General features: G+C 53.1%; 19 protein-coding genes and 1 pseudogene. 13 read left to right on the forward strand and 7 right to left on the reverse strand.

The window, feature by feature from the left end; all coding sequences use genetic code 11:
- Nucleotides 1–119 precede the first annotated feature (119 nt).
- From MKX63_RS18020 to MKX63_RS18030, 3 genes are read left to right on the forward strand one after another with little or no spacing between them, the layout of a single operon-like run.
- A complete protein-coding gene (locus MKX63_RS18020; RefSeq protein ID WP_341019028.1) occupies nt 120–374 on the forward strand; it encodes a hypothetical protein in 255 nt (84 codons plus the stop codon).
- Entirely contained in the window at nt 371–547 is a 177-nt protein-coding gene (locus MKX63_RS18025; protein ID WP_155991288.1) for a hypothetical protein, read from the forward strand. The genes MKX63_RS18020 and MKX63_RS18025 overlap by 4 nt, the downstream gene beginning before the upstream one ends.
- Nucleotides 534–896: a hypothetical protein gene (locus MKX63_RS18030; protein WP_341019030.1), complete on the forward strand. Its 363-nt coding sequence runs from the start codon at nt 534–536 to the stop codon at nt 894–896. The genes MKX63_RS18025 and MKX63_RS18030 overlap by 14 nt, the downstream gene beginning before the upstream one ends.
- A 13-nt stretch (nt 897–909) precedes the next feature.
- Here MKX63_RS18030 and MKX63_RS18035 read toward each other — a convergent pair whose 3' ends face one another.
- Nucleotides 910–2226 carry a GHKL domain-containing protein gene (locus MKX63_RS18035; protein WP_341019032.1) on the reverse strand — a complete coding sequence of 439 codons (1317 nt, stop codon included), beginning with the start codon at nt 2224–2226 and terminating at the stop codon, nt 910–912.
- Nucleotides 2223–3002, reverse strand: coding sequence for a LytR/AlgR family response regulator transcription factor (locus MKX63_RS18040; RefSeq protein ID WP_341019033.1), 780 nt, complete (start codon nt 3000–3002; stop codon nt 2223–2225). Before MKX63_RS18040 ends, MKX63_RS18035 begins: the two co-directional genes overlap by 4 nt.
- 111 nt (nt 3003–3113) lie before the next feature.
- Here MKX63_RS18040 and MKX63_RS18045 point away from each other — a divergent pair, with 111 nt between their 5' ends.
- The 5 genes from MKX63_RS18045 (at nt 3114) to MKX63_RS18065 (ending at nt 7015) form a co-directional block, all read left to right on the forward strand.
- Nucleotides 3114–4037, forward strand: a complete 924-nt coding sequence (locus MKX63_RS18045) for an ATP-binding cassette domain-containing protein (RefSeq protein WP_341019034.1) — start codon at nt 3114–3116, stop codon at nt 4035–4037.
- Nucleotides 4034–4831 (forward strand): hypothetical protein, encoded by a 798-nt coding sequence (locus tag MKX63_RS18050; RefSeq protein WP_341019035.1) that lies wholly within the window; start codon nt 4034–4036, stop codon nt 4829–4831. The genes MKX63_RS18045 and MKX63_RS18050 overlap by 4 nt, the downstream gene beginning before the upstream one ends.
- 31 nt (nt 4832–4862) lie before the next feature.
- Nucleotides 4863–5819, forward strand: coding sequence for a peptide-methionine (S)-S-oxide reductase MsrA (gene msrA, locus MKX63_RS18055; RefSeq protein WP_341019036.1), 957 nt, complete (start codon nt 4863–4865; stop codon nt 5817–5819).
- A gap of 73 nt (nt 5820–5892) precedes the next feature.
- Nucleotides 5893–6624, forward strand: coding sequence for a ZIP family metal transporter (locus tag MKX63_RS18060; RefSeq protein WP_341019037.1), 732 nt, complete (start codon nt 5893–5895; stop codon nt 6622–6624).
- Nucleotides 6625–6718: 94 nt separating this feature from the next.
- Nucleotides 6719–7015 (forward strand): hypothetical protein, encoded by a 297-nt coding sequence (locus tag MKX63_RS18065; protein WP_341019038.1) that lies wholly within the window; start codon nt 6719–6721, stop codon nt 7013–7015.
- A 95-nt stretch (nt 7016–7110) separates the two neighbouring features.
- Here the strand turns inward: MKX63_RS18065 and MKX63_RS18070 are convergent, their stop codons facing one another.
- The 4 genes from MKX63_RS18070 to MKX63_RS18085 all read right to left on the reverse strand — a co-directional run bounded on the left by MKX63_RS18070 (nt 7111) and on the right by MKX63_RS18085 (nt 11288).
- On the reverse strand, nt 7111–8019 hold the full coding sequence (locus MKX63_RS18070; protein WP_341023093.1) for an aldo/keto reductase: 909 nt from the start codon (nt 8017–8019) through the stop codon (nt 7111–7113).
- Between the two features lie 865 nt (nt 8020–8884).
- Entirely contained in the window at nt 8885–9874 is a 990-nt protein-coding gene (locus tag MKX63_RS18075; protein WP_341019039.1) for an aldo/keto reductase, read from the reverse strand.
- Between the two features lie 95 nt (nt 9875–9969).
- Entirely contained in the window at nt 9970–10812 is an 843-nt protein-coding gene (locus MKX63_RS18080; RefSeq protein WP_341019041.1) for an AraC family transcriptional regulator, read from the reverse strand.
- 164 nt (nt 10813–10976) lie between these two features.
- On the reverse strand, nt 10977–11288 hold the full coding sequence (locus tag MKX63_RS18085; RefSeq protein ID WP_051493345.1) for a (2Fe-2S) ferredoxin domain-containing protein: 312 nt from the start codon (nt 11286–11288) through the stop codon (nt 10977–10979).
- A 309-nt stretch (nt 11289–11597) separates the two neighbouring features.
- On the opposite strand from MKX63_RS18085, the pseudogene MKX63_RS18090 reads away from it, so the two are divergent.
- From MKX63_RS18090 to MKX63_RS18100, 3 genes and pseudogenes are all read left to right on the forward strand, one after another.
- Nucleotides 11598–12092, forward strand: a pseudogene (locus tag MKX63_RS18090) (general stress protein); the annotation flags it as partial.
- A gap of 869 nt (nt 12093–12961) precedes the next feature.
- Complete coding sequence (locus MKX63_RS18095) at nt 12962–13762, forward strand: hypothetical protein (protein WP_340756469.1); 801 nt, start codon at nt 12962–12964, stop codon at nt 13760–13762.
- Between the two features lie 80 nt (nt 13763–13842).
- Nucleotides 13843–14442 (forward strand): hypothetical protein, encoded by a 600-nt coding sequence (locus tag MKX63_RS18100; RefSeq protein ID WP_341019044.1) that lies wholly within the window; start codon nt 13843–13845, stop codon nt 14440–14442.
- A gap of 96 nt (nt 14443–14538) precedes the next feature.
- On the opposite strand, the gene MKX63_RS18105 is transcribed toward MKX63_RS18100, so the two are convergent.
- Complete coding sequence (locus MKX63_RS18105; protein WP_341019045.1) at nt 14539–15489, reverse strand: DMT family transporter; 951 nt, start codon at nt 15487–15489, stop codon at nt 14539–14541.
- A 264-nt stretch (nt 15490–15753) separates the two neighbouring features.
- On the opposite strand from MKX63_RS18105, the gene MKX63_RS18110 reads away from it, so the two are divergent.
- Nucleotides 15754–17178, forward strand: coding sequence for an aminotransferase-like domain-containing protein (locus MKX63_RS18110; RefSeq protein WP_341019046.1), 1425 nt, complete (start codon nt 15754–15756; stop codon nt 17176–17178).
- A 65-nt stretch (nt 17179–17243) separates the two neighbouring features.
- Complete coding sequence (locus MKX63_RS18115; protein WP_341019047.1) at nt 17244–17996, forward strand: hypothetical protein; 753 nt, start codon at nt 17244–17246, stop codon at nt 17994–17996.
- Nucleotides 17997–18198 lie beyond the last annotated feature (202 nt).

Raw genomic sequence — 18198 nt, forward strand, 5'->3', positions numbered from 1 at the left:
AGAGTAGATTAGCTTGAGGGTGATTCTGTTAGAGTGGCGGCAAGGAATTTCGCCAAAAATGTGGACAGGGGTAAAGGCGCGAATCCGTTCCGATTACATTAGGAAATGGGGGGATACAGATGGATTTCAGTGCATTGACTGGCCTTTTCGTAGATAACAACGGTTCAGTCGTGCTGAATGTTCTGTTATCTATTGCCTTGATCTGGAGTGTTAAGCAAATTGCGAATAAAGAGAAAGTAATCCAGAACTATCAGAAACGCGATGAGGAGAATGAGAAGCAGCTTAGCGAATATAACCGTACGCTCGTGAAGCTGCTGATTGAGAGAGGAACCGCAGAGCGAAAACCTAATGATGAGGAGGTCGTCAACAAGTGAAGCTCCTCGATATCTTTCGCAAGCACGAGCTGAAGCCCAGCCGGGTTAAACGGGAAATTGAGACCCTGGGCCAAATTCAGGAGGCGTATGAATCCAATGATCTAGAGAGGCTTATTGATCTGCACCGCACTGGCTTAGGTAGAAGGGGAGATGATCTGCATGGACATTATTGACTTGGTACTGATTACACTGGAACTGATCGCCTTGATCGCTTTTACCGCATATGTTATCCGTTACAGCAAATATTTCATCGGACGCGGGCCGATGCGCACCTATAATTTGTATCTCCGCAGTGTGTGGGTAACTTATGGTGCGGTAGCGCTCCTGTGTCTCAATCTGCTGTGGGGAAGGCTGAATATCATCCTCGGGCTGAATCTGTCCGGCAGCTTATCCGATATTCTGCGTGAGTATGTGCTGGTGCTGACGCTTGTCATGCTTGTATTCTCGGGCTTGATGCACAAGGAGTTATGGGACAACAACCATAGGATCAAGCCCCGCAACGAACGCAAGAAACTGAAGTAGGCCCCATTCCTCATCATTCCCCCTCGGACACCTGTCCTCTGCCACGTTCATCTCTCTCCATATGAAAAAGCACCAGCTCCAGCTGAAACAGCTGGCCGCTGTAAGCAAGCTGAAACAGCCCGCCGGCCCGCTCCATCGTCTGGCGGATATTCCGCAGTCCGATCCCGTGGGAGCGCTTATCGCTTTTGGTCGTCAGCAGCTCGCCGCCTGGGCCTTGGAGGACAGACCCGTAGTACGGATTCTGAATCCGTATGAATAAGCTGTCATTCAGATAATGCATATGTACCGCGATGTATCGTTCTGTTCCCTGTTCCTTGGGGATCAGACTGACTGCTTCCCGTGCATTGTCAAGGGCATTACCCAGAATAACGCTGATGACAGCGGTATCCAGCATCAGCCGGGGCGGAAGGCTCAGCTCCAGCCGGAGCTCAATCTCTGCTGCGGATGCCTCCTGCCGTTTGTAATCCAGAATGGAGTCAATAACCGGGTTGCCCGTGTTGCAGTAGGCTTGGGCTTGTCCAGCCGAGCCCAGCAGAGCGTCCAGCTCGGCTGTAGAGGCAGCTTCTTCTCCGCTGAGAATTCTGGAGCGCAGGCCCAGCAGAATATGGTTGAAGTCATGGCGGAACCGGAGGGCCTCCTCCTGGAATTCCCGGTTCCGGTGATACTGGTTCACATAATAGCTATTCTGCTGCTCCAGCAGCATACGCTGGCTGCGTTCAGACTGTGCGCTCAGCATGCGGTCAATCAGGAGGAAGACCAGAAGATTAATAGCGAGCAGCAAGGCGGGAACGACAGGGAATAACTGCGGATATAGCCGGAAGAAGGGACTGCCGGACAACTCTAGCAGCACGACAATGCTCAGGCAAGGACAGAGAAAGACAATGGACCTCAATCCTCCGTCCAGCTGGCCCCGGCACTCGCCTTTTACTCCCCGGCGCAGCAGGATGACGAGCAATAGCATCAACAGCTTCGAGAGCAGCAGGCTGATTCTGTAGCCGTTGTCTGTCCATATCCATTGAAATGCCCCATCGCTGAGGACAATTACAGCAGAGATAAACAGTGCAGCATACAACCGCCATGCAAAAGCCCCACGGTAAAACAAGGACAACACCAATACCAGTCCGACATTGCCGGCCATCAGCAGCAGAGCGGGCAAGGAACTGTAATGGAACAGAGTGTGAACACCTATATACAGCATATACAGTGCAATCAGCCGCAGCCGGGATTCAAGACGGCAGATGAAGAAACGGCTGAAGAAGAGATGCAGTACGAATGGCAGCAGCGGAAGTACAGCAAGATAAATAATTTCATCAAGGAGCACAGAAGTCATACCAGCTCCCCTCTGAAATTCAGATAGGCCCTGCGCACAGCGGGGCTATATTTGCTGCTGACCGGCAGCTCACAGCCGGTGGTGAGCATGATTTTTTTGGCGCTGATAGCCTGGATTGAATAGAAGTTTACGATATAGGACTGGTGAATTCTTACGAAATGGCTGGACGCCAGCTTCTCCTCCTCCACTACCAGCTTCCCGTAATATTGCAGTGTCCGGTTCTGAGTAACCAGTGTAATCCGCCGGATGCTGCTCTCCAGATAATGAATGTCCCTGTGCGGAATCCTTAGTTCCTGGTTCTTCAGCTGTACCGCAAGGAAGTTCGTCCGGCCCTGCTGCCGGAGACGGAGGGTCTTATGTATGGCCCGGACCAGCTTCTGCTTGAAGCTCTCCGGCGTTACCGGCTTCTTCATGAATCCCGAAGGACGCAGGTCAAACAGCTGCATATGGTATTCTTCATGGCTGGAAATATAGATAAGCTGCACCGGATCATAGCCGTCATCCTCCCTCAGGAGCTGCCCCGCCGCAATGCCGTCCAGACCGCCCAGCTCAATGTCCATCAAGATAATATCGAACTGCCTGCCGTCCCGAAGGGCCCGGGCGAAGCTTTCTCCTGAATAATATAGGGAAATCTCAATAAGCTCGTTCAAGTCTTCTCCGGTTTGCAGAATGAGGCGCTCGGCCTCTCCGGCTGCACGGGGCTCATCGTCACACACAGCAATATGAATCATCGGCTTCTCCACCTTTGCATTGATCCCTATATTATACATTTTCATCCTCAAAAACGACATGATCCCGCGTGAATATGACACCTGCGTTAGCGGAGGGAACACCAGATGGTATCGTTAAGCCGTCAACAGGTTTGAATGGGAAAAGGAGTGTTTGCTTTGACGGCAACGGTATTTGAGGCTGAGGATTTATCCAAGGCGTACTCTACAGGAGCGGCGCTGGATCAGCTCTGCATGAGAATTAAGGCGGGAGATGTATACGGCTTCGTGGGGGAGAACGGAGCGGGTAAAACCACGCTGATGCGGATCATCGGCGGTCTGGTGCATCCGACAGCCGGAAGGATGGCCTTATTCGGAGAGCAGAGTAAGGAGAAGCAGATTGCAGCCAGACGCCGGATCGGCTTCCTGATTGAACGCCCTTCGCTCTATCCGCATATGAATGCGATGGAGAATCTGGGCTTTTACTGCCGGATCTTCGGCATCAGGGATAAGGGGAGGAGCGCTGAAGTGCTGAAGCTTGTAGGTCTCGATGAGGCGGGACCGAAGAAGGCGGGCGAATATTCGCTTGGCATGCGCCAGCGGCTGGGAATTGCCGTGGCCCTGCTGAACCGGCCGGAGTTCCTGGTGCTGGATGAGCCGGTGAATGGACTCGACCCGGCGGGAATTGTGGAGGTCAGGCATATCCTGGAGCAGCTGTCCCGGGAACAAGGCGTGACCCTGCTGATCTCCAGCCATATTCTGAGTGAGCTGCAGCTGCTGGCCGGTAAATACGGCTTCATTCATCAGGGCCGGCTGATTCAGGAGATTTCGGCTGCTGAATTGCAGCAGTCTGCACAGGTGATGATCTGTATTACTACATCATCTCCGGCAGCGGCTGTAGCTGAAATGCTGAGGCAGGAGCTTAGCCGCGGGGATATCCGGGTTAAGCAGACCGGAGAGATCGAGCTTCCCCGAAGCGGGGTGGATCTGGAGCGCCTGATGGCTATACTCGTGCAGCGGGAGATTCCGGTGGACGGCTTTCAGCTGACGGCGCCCAATCTGGAGCAGTATTATATGGATTTGATCGGGGGCGGCGGAAGATGAGGAGCTTCTGGCAGGCTGAAATCTATTATTTGCGTAAGGATCTGGCCTTCAAAAGCGTTACCGCAGTCTTCGCCTTAGCCAGCCTCGCACTTGTTCTAATTCTGGGCGGCAAAGGCGGTTATGACATGGGCAGTTATACAGAGCCGCTCAAGACGGCTGCTTCGTTCTCCATCCTGTTCTATCTGGTTATTCCGCTGCATGCCTGCTTTTTTGCAACCGAAGGCTTCGAGTACGGCTCGGTGCAGAATATTATTGCTGCCGGGCATAGCAAGATGAAATACTTTACCGGTAAATACGTACTGGAGCTGCTTGCCGTTCTGGGCTGGCTGCTGGAATTCTACGGTTTATATTATCTCTTCTCTCTGGCGGCAGCGCTGATCACAGGGGCTCCAGTGGGACATACCGGATATACTGAGGATCTGGCTGCTGGTCTGACAGCCTTGGGACTGAACCTGCTCTACCTGGCAGCTTATTGTGCAGCAATTATGATGCTGGGGATGCTGATCCGCAAACCGGCTTCGGCGGTGGTAGCGGCATTCTTCTTCATCTTCGGCAACCTGCTGCTCAGCGGGTATCTTAAGGACGCCTCCTCTGCGGTTCTTCGTACAATTTCTGAGCATTCCCTGATGACGCAGATTTTCAAATTCTCGGGGATATACGTGGAGAACTCACAGCTGATTCTGCTCTCGGGGACGGGAGATTATATACGCGCGTTGTGGATTCCTGCAGCTTGGATCTTGCTCTCTCTAACCATCACCCTGACCGTTTTGGAGAAGCGGGATATTCAGATATAATAGGGGAAAAGCATGCAGGGAGGCGGTCTGTTTGACTTCGAATGATACGCTGCAGCTGGCGACCTTCGCCGGCGGCTGCTTCTGGTGTATGGTCAAGCCGTTCGACGAGCTGCCGGGCATCGTCTCGGTAGTGTCAGGTTATACAGGCGGGCATACGGAGAATCCGACCTATGAAGAGGTAGGGTCGGAAACTACCGGGCACCGGGAGGCGGTGCAGATTGTCTATGATCCGGAGCTGTTCCCATATGAACGGCTGCTGGAGATCTATTGGCAGCTGATCGATCCGACGGATGACGGCGGGCAGTTCATGGACCGGGGGCATTCTTACGCTCCGGCAATCTTCGTTCAGAATGAAGAGCAGCGAAAGCTGGCGGAACTGTCGAAGGAGAGGCTGAAGGCCAGTAAACGCTTCAAGGCGCCGATTGTGACGCCCATCCTGCCGGCTGCGCCGTTCTATCCGGCGGAAGCGGAGCATCAGCAATACTATCTGACCCATCCGCTGGATTATAAGCTATATCAGAAGGGCTCGGGCCGTGACGACTTCACAGCGCTGCACTGGAACAGCCGTGAGGATAAGAAGCGGCTGCGGGAGCGGCTTACAGAGCTGCAATATGAGGTCACCCAGAACAAGAGCGCGGAGCCAGCCTACCAGAACGCGTATTGGGACCACTTCGAGGAGGGGCTCTACACGGATGTGATCAGCGGTGATCCGCTGTTCAGCTCGGCAGCCAAGTTCGATTCCGGCACAGGCTGGCCCAGCTTCACGGGTCCGGTGGAAGAGGGGATGATCCGGCGGGAAGCCGATTATAGCGGCGGGCAGGTGCGGACCGTGCTGCGCAGCAGGCTGAGCGGAGCTTATCTGGGATATCTGACCTTTGACGGACCGGAGCCGGCGAAGCAGCATTATCATATCTATTCTGCCGCACTTCAGTTCGTCCCGAAGGCAGAGCTTGAAGACCGGGGGCTGGGACGGTATACGAGACTCTGAAGCTTGGGTCTATTTATAGCTGCCTTGAGCATATGCTTAATCTATAGTCCTGTCCACAAAAGGGGTTGAAGATTTGGCGGGTGCACTTTTAGGCAGCTTTTTGTCTGCAATGGCAACAGTTCTGGGCGTTATTCCTATTCTGTTCGTAAGGAGGCTGTCCGAGCTGTGGAAGGATGTGCTGGTGGCCTTCACCGCCGGGATCATGGTCTCTGCAAGCACGTTCGGGCTGATGCCGCAGGCGATCAAGGAATCAGGTATTATCGCCCTGACGCTGGGGCTGATTACCGGCGTATTGCTGCTCGATCTGATCGAGAGCCATATTCCGCATATCGATGTGGAGAATAAGCCCGGCCTCAGTACGCTGGATTCCAAAGCGCTGCTCGTCATGATTGCACTGTTCATTCATAACATCCCCGAAGGGCTCAGCACAGGCTTCAGCTATGCCAGCGAGCAGACAAGCCTTGGCCCGATGGTGGCGATTGCAATCGGCGCGCAGAATATGCCGGAAGGGCTGATTCTGGCGATCTTCCTGATGAATGCCCGCGCCAGCCGGCGCAAGGCGTTAATTATAGCCGCATTGACCGGGCTAATGGAGATGGTGTCGGCCGTGATCGGGTATTTTACAGCCAGCTATGTACAGAATGTGGTTGGATACGGGCTGGCATTCGCTGCCGGAGCGATGCTCTTTATTGTATATAAGGAGCTGATCCCGGAGAGCCACGGTCACGGATATGAACGGCCCTCGACGTATTCGTTTATCTTCGGGCTGCTCGCGATGGTCTATATTACACAGTTTTTTGGCTAGGCTGCTTCAGCGGCAGTGTCATTTGCATCTGCCTGCCGCAGCCGCTATACTATAACGCAATCCCCGGTTCCTATGGAGAAGGAGTGGTGACACGATGGTTAGACTGGAATGGGAAGCTGTATTATCTTTCGTACTATTGATTGCGTCATACCTGTGCTTATACGCGGCTATTCAGAAGCGGACGAATTTCGCCCGGTACAGCATGGCGGTTCTCCTGATAGCCAGCGGAGCGCCGCTTGCCGTGATGCTGATTCTGGAGAGCAGAAGGGAAGCGCTGGATGCCAATATCGGGCTGGGCATGGCGTTCCTGCTGACCTGGCTCATTACCGCAGTTGTATTTGTGGCTGCACTACTTACGTGGATAGTTAAGGCAAGGAAACGCGCTCAGTAGGTAGACAATAAGAAGCTAAGCAAAAATAAGAAGCTGTCCAGAAACTGTAATGCCTACAGTTTCCGGACAGCTTCTTCTGTTAGGCGTAGGCTGCTCTATACGTGCAGGGTATACCGTCCTGCCTTGCTGGCATCCCGTACAGTTTCAAGCTCAAGTGCAGAGAGCGGCTGCGAGCGTGCAGCCGCAATATTCTGCCGCAGCTGCTCCAGGCTGCTGGCTCCCGGGATAACAGCGGCTACCGCCGGATCGGCCAGCGGATATTGCAGCGCGGTCTGTGTCAGCGTCCGGGTAAGGGTGGTCTGGCTCATCAGCTGCTCATACAGCGCCGTGAGCTCGGCCTCCGTATAATCCAGATACGCCCGCTGCGCCTTGCTGCGGCCATGATCGGTCAGAATGCCGCTCGCCAGCGGCCCCCGGGCAATCATACTGATGCCCGTGCGGCCCAGCAGCGGAAGAATGTTCTCCTCCGGGCGTCTGTCGAGAATGCTATATTGGCTCATCACGCTGACGATGCCGGAGCGCTGCACATATTCACGGATCACATTCGGCCGGATGGAGGAGATGCCATAATGGCGGATAACCCCTTCCCGCTTCAGCTCCTCGAAGGCTTCAACCGTCTCATCGATATCATCCTCCAGCGTTCCTCCGTGCAGCTGATACAGATCAATATAATCGGTCTGCAGCCTGCGCAGGCTCTCCTTCACAGCGGAGCGGATATAGGCCTTGGAGGCATCCCAGCTCCAGCCTTCCTTGCCGGGAATTCTGCGGTTGCCCACCTTGGTCGCCAGGATCACGTCAGCGCGGCGGTGCCGGATGGCCTGACCGACAAGCTCCTCATTGCGGCCCTCATCATAGAGGTCGGCGGTGTCCAGGAAGTTAATTCCGCGGTCGAGCGCTTCGTGGATAATGGCGGTGGCCTGCGCTTCCTCTGTCCCCAGCGACATGCAGCCAAGCCCCATGGCACTTACATGTAAATCGGATTGCCCCAATCGGTTAGTCTTCATCGGATGTCCTTTCGTTACGCAGTGATGGGTATTAATGGTTATGAATAAGTTCATTATAGCATTCAGGCATAGCGTAAGCACCCGGGCGGGAAGGCTTCAAGGTTCAACTGGTAGAGCAGCAGTCTTTAAACTGTTGTTGGGCAGGATGAGAACTGGAGTTTTAAAAGTGTGAAAGCGTTGGGAGGGAAGTGTATGCGGAAAACCGAATACAATGTGCCTGCATGAAGGCAGCGGGCTGAATCTATGCGGAAAACCGAATACAATGTGCTTACGCGAAGGTGGCGGGCTGAATGTATGTGGAAAACCGAACATAATAGTTTTGGTTCGTCTTACTGATCCAATTCATATATTTCAATATGATGCTGTATCAGATTAAATAGGATGGATAAGCTTGTTAAACCCAATCCACCCCAAATCTAACGGACCGGAGAGATCTTATCCCCGCGAAAACGCCACTTTTTGCAGCGTAACGGACTCAGGCGACCTTATAGTCTCTCTATGAGTCGTTTCGGAGCTGAAGTGCAAAGGATAAGGTCTGTGGAGTCCATTACTCACCCAATTGGCGACTTTCTTCCCGGATAAGAGCCCCTGTGTCCGTTACGCGAAGCCAAACGCCCCTGAAGAACAACGCCCGCTTGGAAAAAAAGATGTAATTTGAAGGGGATTGCGTCTGCTCCACTATTTTAAAGCTGATAAGCTACTAGTTAGGGATATCCGCACAAAAAAGAATCCTGCACCACCGCGAGCGGGTGGGCAGGATTTCCGTCATGTCTGTGATCTGGTATCTGTATTCTATAATCTGTAATCTGTAATCTGGTATCAGTGATCTGCAGGTTTGGCATGTGCAGTATCTGCCCGCCCCCGCTTATCCGCGCAGAATGCTCTCAATCTGCTCCAGCTCTTCCGTGCTTAGCTCAGGCGCATTCAATGAAGCTACAGCATCCTCGATCTGGCTGGTCTTGCTTGCCCCGATCAGTGCAGAGGTCACCTTGCCGCCGCGCAGTACCCACGATAAGGCAAGCTGCGACATCTTCTGTCCGCGTGCCGCCGCGATTTCGTTCAGCTTGCCAACCTTGGCCAGCACCTCAGGCGTGAGCTCCTTCTCGGAGAGGAACACGCTGGGTCCGGCTGCGCGGGAATCGGCTGCGATGCCGTTCAGGTAGCGGTCGGTCAGAATCCCCTTTTGCAGCGGGGAGAAGGCGATGGTGCCGATGCCCTCTTCCTCCAGCACATCCTGCAGGCCGTCCTCGATCCAGCGCGACATCATCGAATAGTTCGGCTGATGGATCAGGCAAGGCGTGCCCAGGCGGCGGAGAATCTGCGCGGCTTCCCGCGCTTCCTCCGGCTTGTAGTTCGAGAGGCCGACATACAGCGCTTTGCCCTGACGGACCAGGAAATCGAGGGCGGACATGGTCTCTTCCAGCGGCGTATTCGGGTCTGGACGATGGTGGTAGTAGATGTCTACATAATCAAGTCCCATCCGCTTCAGGCTCTGATCCAGACTGGAGACCAGATACTTCCTGGAGCCCCATTCACCGTAAGGGCCGGGCCACATATAGTATCCGGCTTTGCTGGAGATGATCAGCTCATCGCGGTAAGGCGCGAGATCCGTCTTCAGCATCCGGCCGAAGCTCTCTTCCGCAGAGCCGGCAGGCGGGCCGTAGTTATTGGCAAGGTCGAAGTGGGTGATCCCTAAGTCAAAGGCCCGGCGGACCATCGCACGGCCGTTCTCATATACATCATTGCCGCCGAAATTATGCCACAGCCCGAGGGAGATGGCCGGGAGCAGCAGGCCGCTGCGTCCGGTGCGGTTATATTTCATCGTGTCATAGCGTTCAGGATTGGCGATATACATATTGGATTCCTCCTAAGTGTAAGTTGTGCGGGACTTCATACCTCCCTAATTGTAGCGGATAAACGCTTTCAATCGTATGTCAGCAAGGATGATTTTTATAGCACAATGTCCGTATCTGCATGGCGGAGCCGGTATTCTTTGGGCGAGCAGCCTTTGACCTTCTTGAACATCCGGGAGAACAGCAAGGCATCCTGATACCCCACCGATTGCGAGATCTCCCCGATAGTGCAGCCAGTCTCCGTCAGCAGCTCGCAAGCCTTAGACATGCGGAATTGGAGCAGATATTGCTGCGGAGGCAAGCCGACCGTTCGCTTGAACAGCGCCGACATATATTTGCGGTCCAGCTTCAGGGAAGCGGACAGGCTCTCCATCGTCACATTCTCGGCGTAGTGGGCTTGAAGGTAATGCAGGCATTGCTCGACATAGACACTTCTGCTGCGCGGAGCCGGGCTGCCGGCAGCCGGAACCGTGCGCAGCAGCAGCGAGAAGAACTCATAGAGCATCACCTTCAGCGGCAGGTCCAGCAGCTCCCCGCTGCTCCCCGTCTCCGATAACCTGGCGGACAGCGAGGGCATCAGCACCTGGTCCATCGGGAACACCGGCTGCTCCGGGGTAAGCGAAGTCCGTGACAGCAGATAACTTGCCTCTTCCCCCGTAAAAGCAATCCAGGAATACAGCCACGGGTCAGCCTGATCTGCGGCATAATGCGTGACCACATGCGGATAAGTGAGGAAGGCCTGCCCTGCGTTCAATGTATGGGTGGCTTCACCGACGGTTACCTTGCCGGTTCCGGCGTGTATGAAGTGAATTTTGTACAGGCTTCGCACCCCGGGTCCGAACGAATGACCGGGTGCGCACTGCTCCTGGCCCCAGTAATGCAGATATAAGTCAGGATTGGCCCGGTGGGGGCGATGGGCGTTATATTTGAATACTGTCATGCTTGCAGCCTCATTTCCTAAAAGGATGTTGGCACTCCTATTGAACATATACCTCTAGTATACCTCAGAAGGAGGAGGGCCGGACAACCGCAAATAGTCCCAGCCCGGGAGGGAAGGGACCAGGAGTATGAGGCTGAAGGCGGGCAGGCTGGGGACGCTGGGACTCAGGCTTCCATTTTGAGCATAACCAGCTCTTCTACGGGCTGACCGTTCACTAAATGCTCCTCCACGATACGGGCCACATCCTCCGTCGTTACATTGTAATACCAGACCCCGTCCGGATACACGATGACAAAAGGTCCATTGCCGCATAGGCCGAGACAGCTGGTTTTGTTGATTTTGACCGTCTTGTTGATCCCTTGCTCCACCAGTTGCTCCTTGAATTCCTGCATGACATCCTCTACATCCTGGTTATTGCAGTGCTCACTGCAGCAGAAGAGCAGATGCTTCTTAAGTACCTTCAGACGCATATTCATCGCGGTTTCCCCCTGAATTCTATAAGAGTAGCTTACCTGTTATACGAGGAGTATAGTCTCTTTTGGCCGCGCTGTAAGGAGATTGGAGCATTGTTCCCAAAGGCTTAATAACTGCCATGAACCGGAGAATTCAGTGTAATCTAAGTTGACTTCAAATCACTGAATTTGTGGAAAATGTGTCCGGCGGGCAATTTCCTGTTTCATAAATTTTTTTGCGGAACCGGCTCAAGATCGAAAGTTACCAGTTTCGCGGAGAAGGGTTTGGTTAAGTAATTAACAACCTAAAACAGCTACCAGGAGGGAATCGTTATGAATAAGAAAATTGTAGGTGTGTTCCATACAGAGCATGAAGCTTCACGGGCCATTGAAGATTTGAAGGCGCAAGGCTTTCTGACAGAGGATATCTCAGTGATAGCGAGAAATAAACGTGATGTGGAAGCGATTAATGATGAGACCGGGACGAAGGTGCCGGAGGGGATGGCTTCCGGGGCGGCGACCGGCGGTATCCTCGGCGGTGTAACCGGACTGCTGGCAGGCATCGGCGCTCTGGCGATTCCGGGCATCGGGCCGATTATCGCAGCGGGGCCGATAGCAGCCACCCTGACCGGAGTAGCCGTAGGCGCAGGAACGGGCGGTTTGGTCGGCGGGCTGATCGGACTGGGCATCCCTGAGGATGAAGCTGCGAGCTATGACAACTATGTGGACGAAGGACGCATTTTGGTCATGGTGGATGCAGATATCTCCCGCGAACAGGACGTATACACTGTATTCCGCAACCATAATTCGTCGAATGCTGACCGCTATATGAGGGATACCGGCACTGCGGGGGCGGCTGCGGATGTGAATGCTCCACGGGACTCCGTAACAGACGCGGTGGATGCGGCGTTCAATGGCTCAGGTCTGGAAGGCAGACATGATACCGGGCTGGACACGATGAATTCAGCCACGGAGCATGATCTCCCGGAGCGCAGCGCAGTGGAGGATATGAAGCGGCCGGGAATGACAGGGGATCTGTATTCCGGCACGCGTAACGGCATCGACAAGATGCCGGATCATACAGCCGACCGCAGGCTCCAAGACCTGGAGGAACGGCAGGCACAGGAAGCAGCCAGACAAGAAGGTGCACGGCCTGGCAGCCTTGTTGATGAGAAGGCGAAGGTTGACAGCGAGTTGCTCAGAAACCAGGGGCGCATCCGTTAAGCGGCGAATGAACAGCGGATGACGCATAAGCATAAGATGATCACAGACAAGGGTTTCCCGAAGTCCCGCCGGACTTTAGGGAGGCCCTTGTTTTTGTGTGTCCAGTGGTCAAGGGAGAGTGTTTGATTTTTAGAGTAGTCTGCTATATTTTTCACAGGATGAAAGGAATGCCGCGAAAATGTATTTTGCTCCACCAGTTAGCAATTCATAGACAAGCTTTCTTTAACTGAAGATTTATGTAATAAGAAACTTTTATGAAAAAGCGATTGCTAAAAGGATTATGAATTCTTATTTTCTAAATATGTCGGTTAATAGTATTAATTGTCGAATATATACATAACGTTTAGGAGTTAACTACTATTTTCCAATATAAGGATTAAATAACGTTTATTTATATCACATATGTGGTAAGGTTTAGTGGGTGGCCATCCTAGATGAAAAAATTTTCAAAAAAACGCAGGGGAGAGTAAATTATGAAAAGACTAGTTTCGATCATGGTTGTTGCTATACTGATCTTCATACCTTTAAATGCCTTTGCAATGGAAAATAATCTGGAAAATAAAGAATTTAGAACTGTTGTTGATAGTATGTCTGCCGCTGAGACGGCGATCATGAGCATTAATGAACTGCCTGAAGTGACTATAAACTGGTTGCGTGAGCAGGGTGCAACTCTTGATCAGGACAGTGCAGTACAGTATGTACCTGCAACTCAAAATATTGAAACAATGCGTGGTGGAGAGATTCATGGTGAAGCCATTAGAATTTGGAATGAATTGGACAGTGGAGATATAAGTGTTACTACGGTATTGCCAATCTCAAAAGCAAATGCAATAAGTGCTATAGGTGAGGCGGGTAAACCAACTGGGACACCAGGGACAATCGGTTACGGATTAAGTTCCGTTAGTATATTTACTGCACATTATGATCAGTTTAACAATCTTACGTACATGCGCCCTCTACGTCAAGATGTTACAGCGTATGCTAACAGCGGATATAACATAGGTAATTTTAAAGCAACATGGGTTACTTTTGGAACACTCCTTACTTATCCTGGGTATACTGCTGCTCCTGAAGCAAACAATTTTCCTTTTCGACATGAAGTAACCACAAGTGTCAGTTCGCCCATACTGGGAACAAAATATACTGGATATAATGCATTAAGCAGCAATAGGGTTTATCTTGTAGGAGGAGGTATAGCTTGGGTATGCGGAGTATCATATGATATAAATGTAAATGGTACTAATCATCATTTTGAAGTTACTGGCATCTTGTAAACCAAGTTGGACATATAATATAAAATAACTTTCCTAGTGTTTGATTTCTAGGTAAGTGAAAGACAAGGAGGTGTATTCAATTGAGAAGATCATACTTTTTGCTCATCTGTGGAATAGTGGTTCTTTCCTTATTGACGGCGGGCTGCAGCAAGGATACACCCCAATATAACAAGCTGTTCACACAGGTAGAGAAGCACCGGGCCGTATTCAAGCAGCCGCTTGAAGAAGGGCTTACTACTCTGGGAATGAAGGCTGCTGCTCAAGCGTACGATACAACCTTGGGTACACTGATGCTGGACGAGAAACTGACCGTCAATCAAAAAGAATTCATCCAGCAGATGACGGCAGATGTCACAAACGGTAAGATTACCGGTTACCGGATCGGGACGGTTTTTCCCAGATCGGACAGCGGGTATGAGGATGCGAGAGAGCTGGTACGTGCTTTCCTGAACCAATACAAACCAGGAGATGAGGCAGAGGCTGACAAAGTAGAGGAATCACTCCAGTCGATTGACGGGATGACCTTCCCATTGAAGCCGCTGACTGGAGCAGTAGAAGAATCCTGGACGCACGGCGAGGGTGATGACAAGTTGTTCATCACCTATAGAATGGCAAATAGCCTGGATAGCGATAAAGAATTGCCGCTGAATTTGTATTTCAGCTCAGAAGAGCAGCCATAGACGCCCATCGGCGCGAATCCTGTTAAGATAAAAGAACAGCCTGCATCCCTTTAAGTCAGGGTGCAGGCTGTTTGTGTTAGGGGGAAGCGCAGATAGTTACTCCTGAACCAGGGGTTCAACGCTTGCTTTTGGCAAAACGGGGATTACCGGTTTAGGCTTGGTGAACAGCTGCTTCAGAGCGCCAGCATTCACAAGGATGGTTCCGGATATAATTGTGAACACGCCAAGCAGCGTTACCCAGGTGACCGCTTCGTTATAGAACAGGAAGCCTACGCCGACGGCAATCGGCGGTGAGACATACAGCCAGGTGGACGGAAAGACCGGATTCGTCTTGGAAACGAGCCAGTAGAACAGGGTATGTCCAACCATGGAGCCGACAACGGTCAGGTAGAGCAGGGAACCGGCGGTCTCGAACGATAACAGGAAGGACGGGTGCAGCGGCTCAGTGAACAAGGAGACGATGAACAGCAGCGCCCCGCCGTACATCATCTGGGCTGCGTTCAGGGCCACGGGTGACTCGGAGGAGAAGGCGGTGATTACTTTTTTGGAATAGATCGCCCCCGCCGCGTAGCAGAGTTCCCCAATCAGCACCACCACACAGCCGATTAACCAGAGCGGAGTGACGTCATCCGCCAGACTGGGCAGCACCAGCAACAGGACTCCGGTGAACCCGATGATACAGCCGAGCAGGGAGTAGGCGGGAGCTTTTTGGCGCAGGAAGGCCGTCTGCATCAGCAGAATCATCATCGGTCCGGTAGCTGACAATACGGCAGCAAGCCCGGAGGATACATATTGTTCCGCCCAATAGAGCGCGGCGAAGGTACCGAAGGTCAGGGCTGCTCCCGTGAGCAGCATTTCCTTGCGCAGCAGCAGGGAGAAGCGGGCTTTTCCCTTCAGAACCATGAACAGGAACAGCACCGCACCCGCCACGAAAAAACGCAGTCCCGCAGAGAAGAAGGGCGGCGCTCCGGCGTCTACGCCGATTTTGATGGCCAGGAAGGTAGTGCCGAAGATCAGACAGACAAGTGAATAAGCTAACAGAATCATGGTTCAGTTCCCCTTTGCGGTGGCAGTGTGCCACCCTCTTACAAGATTTCAATTAATCATATCCTCATAGGCACAGAACAGATTGGAGATAGTAGAACAGTTGCGGAGGGGAATGCTGTACAATAGGACAAAGAGAAGTTAGCGGCGGAGCGTGCGATGATGTGCAGGAGCCGGCAGGCGTCAGCAGGAGCCGTGTTGAGTGAATATGGAGCGATGGAGCGGGGGGAGCCCCGGTATATGTTGCAGAAAGGCGGTAGTTTTTTGATGAAAAAAATAGCAGAAGCCGGGCAGAATAGTCCCTTATTCCGCCAAGTCTATGAGTTCATGCTGAACCGGATGGAGCGCGGGGAGTGGAGGGCTGATGATAAGCTGCCGTCGATCCGGCTGCTGGCGGAGGAGCTGGGAGTTCACCGGCTGACAGTGTTCAAGGCCTACCGGGCGCTTACCGAGAGCGGCAAGCTGTATGTCAAAGACAAATCCGGTTATTATGTGGCGCCGGGCAGCAGGTTTAACCCTCCGGCGGACGAAGGGACGGCAGTGCCCGGATATATGGTCAGGAGCCCGATGTCCGATATTCAGCGGCTGCCGGTCACGTACCGGTTCTCTCAGGCGTTGATTGATCCGGGGCTGCTGCCGAACCTGTTCCTGTCCGATTATGTCAAAAAAGTATTCGACCTCTACCCGAAGGTCATGGGCACCTACTCATCCGTGGAAGGGGATGAAGAGCTGCGTGTTACGCTGAGCAGCCATTTCGGGGAGCGGTATAAGCTCCAGCTGTCGGCCCGCGAGCTGCTGATTACCTCGGGCGCACAACAGGCCATCAATCTGATTGCCGGGATCATGCTCGGTCCGATGGATGCTGTGCTGGTGGAGCGGCCTACGTATAGTGTGGCGCTGGATATTTTCAAGCGGGCAGGGGCGCGGCTGATTGCCGTGGAGGTCTCACCGCAGGGCTATGATCTGGCGGCAGTGGAGGAGCTGATGCGCAAGGCTAAGCCGCGGATGTTCTACATCAACCCGACCCATCATAACCCGACGGGGTATACGGTTCCGGCGAAGCAGCGTAAGCTCCTGGTGGAGCTTGCGGAGCGCTACCGCTGCCTGATCGTGGAGGATGATCCGTTCCGTGATATGTACTTCGGGGAAGAGCCGCCCCCACCATTCTTCGCCTATGATACGGAGGGCTGGGTCATGTATATCAGCAGCTTCAGCAAATATGTGGCTCCCGGCCTGCGGATCTGTGCAGTGGCCTGCCGTTACCCGTTCATGGAACGGCTGATCGCGGCCAAGTCCTTGGCGGACAACGGGACGCCGCTGCTGAATCAGAAGATTTTCCTGCATTATTACACCTCGCCGCGCTTACAGCAGCATCTCGGCAAGCTGCGGATTGCCCTCCAAGTGCACAAGGAGATTATGGAGGAGGAGCTTGCGGCCACCGGCTGGGAATGGACTACTCCGCCGGGCGGACTCAATCTGTGGGTCAAGCTGCCGGACAGTATTCCGGTAACTAAACTGCTGGCCCGTTGCCTGGAGCAGTCCATCTCCTTCGTTCCCGGTGAGCTCTGCGATCCGCTGGGGGAGATGAAGTCCTGGCTGCGTCTTAGCTACTCATTCGCAAGTGAAGCCATGCTGCGCGAGGGAATGCAGCGGCTCACCGCCATTGCGCGGGAGATTGAGGCAGGGGAGTAGAGGGCGGGCGTATGTAACCTTTCTCTGGAAGCTTCCGTCTGAGGGCTATGAGGAGCGTGATGATGATGGTAACGAGAAGGAAAATACGGAGCGCCTGGCTGATGGCTCTCTGTGCGCTAATTGTCTTCATGACACTGCTGACTGTGCGCCCGCAGGTTACCTATGCCTGTTCTTGTGTAGTGTCTCCGCCGCCGATGGAAGCAATGGAGAAGAGTGCCGCTGTTTTTGAGGGAACGGTAGTCTCCATTAAAGAGAAATTTAAACTGATGCAGTCCAGCGCTGATCCGGTGCAGGTAACCTTTCAAGTGGGAGTCCGGTGGAAGGGTGAAGTAGGGGAACAAGTGACGGTAACTACCGCACAGGCGGAGGAAAGCTGCGGCTTCCAGTTCACCAAGGGAGAACGCTACATCGTGTATGCAGGCGGAGAGGAAGCGGCAGGTGAGGAAGGAACAGCTAAGCTTACAGTCAGCTTCTGCAGCCGGACCGCATTATTTTCTGGTGCGGAAGAGGACCTGAATGAGCTTGGCGCCGGCATGTCAGGGGTTTCGCCCACGGAGCCGCCCGGGATCGCTGATGATCCAGGGGCGGTCTCTGGAAACAATTCAACCTTAGCTAACATCCCAGTTTCTGGAAATAACCCGACGACTGAAAATAATCCGACGACTGAAAATAATCCAACGACTGAAAGTAACCCAACGGGCGTACCTGAAACCAACTCTGCATCTTGGCTGATTTACGCCGGAGCGGGTGCCGGAATCATAGTCCTTGGAGGCGCTGTACTGATTCTCCTGCGACGTCAATCTAACTCGCGCAAGTAATCTGGAGTGGATGCAGCATCCGTAACTCCAGAATACAGTGGACAGGGAGCGTTGAGTATGTGAAGGGCTGAAATGCACCTGAATTAGCTTTGTGCAGCACATGGTATTCGGTTTTTCACATACAGTTTGTCCCAATGTACCCCTGAAATCAGCAGACGCGTGCTAAACGAGCGAATGAGGAGCACTAGTGCCCCTTAATTCC

Origin of the sequence: Paenibacillus sp. FSL R7-0179 (assembly GCF_038002265.1) — a bacterium.
GTDB lineage: Bacteria > Bacillota > Bacilli > Paenibacillales > Paenibacillaceae > Paenibacillus_AQ.

Bases quoted from the DNA above. Each gene is read 5' to 3' on its own strand.
- MKX63_RS18040 (WP_341019033.1), bottom strand. From the start codon at position 3,002: ATGAAAATGTATAATATAGGGATCAATGCAAAGGTGGAGAAGCCGATG.
- MKX63_RS18050 (WP_341019035.1), top strand. From the start codon at position 4,034: ATGAGGAGCTTCTGGCAGGCTGAAATCTATTATTTGCGTAAGGATCTG.
- MKX63_RS18080 (WP_341019041.1), bottom strand. From the start codon at position 10,812: ATGACAGTATTCAAATATAACGCCCATCGCCCCCACCGGGCCAATCCT.
- MKX63_RS18035 (WP_341019032.1), bottom strand. From the start codon at position 2,226: ATGACTTCTGTGCTCCTTGATGAAATTATTTATCTTGCTGTACTTCCG.
- MKX63_RS18110 (WP_341019046.1), top strand. From the start codon at position 15,754: ATGAAAAAAATAGCAGAAGCCGGGCAGAATAGTCCCTTATTCCGCCAA.
- MKX63_RS18085 (WP_051493345.1), bottom strand. From the start codon at position 11,288: ATGAATATGCGTCTGAAGGTACTTAAGAAGCATCTGCTCTTCTGCTGC.
- MKX63_RS18070 (WP_341023093.1), bottom strand. From the start codon at position 8,019: ATGAAGACTAACCGATTGGGGCAATCCGATTTACATGTAAGTGCCATG.
- MKX63_RS18095 (WP_340756469.1), top strand. From the start codon at position 12,962: ATGAAAAGACTAGTTTCGATCATGGTTGTTGCTATACTGATCTTCATA.
- MKX63_RS18115 (WP_341019047.1), top strand. From the start codon at position 17,244: ATGGTAACGAGAAGGAAAATACGGAGCGCCTGGCTGATGGCTCTCTGT.
- MKX63_RS18065 (WP_341019038.1), top strand. From the start codon at position 6,719: ATGGTTAGACTGGAATGGGAAGCTGTATTATCTTTCGTACTATTGATT.
- MKX63_RS18075 (WP_341019039.1), bottom strand. From the start codon at position 9,874: ATGTATATCGCCAATCCTGAACGCTATGACACGATGAAATATAACCGC.
- MKX63_RS18020 (WP_341019028.1), top strand. From the start codon at position 120: ATGGATTTCAGTGCATTGACTGGCCTTTTCGTAGATAACAACGGTTCA.
- MKX63_RS18105 (WP_341019045.1), bottom strand. From the start codon at position 15,489: ATGATTCTGTTAGCTTATTCACTTGTCTGTCTGATCTTCGGCACTACC.
- MKX63_RS18030 (WP_341019030.1), top strand. From the start codon at position 534: ATGGACATTATTGACTTGGTACTGATTACACTGGAACTGATCGCCTTG.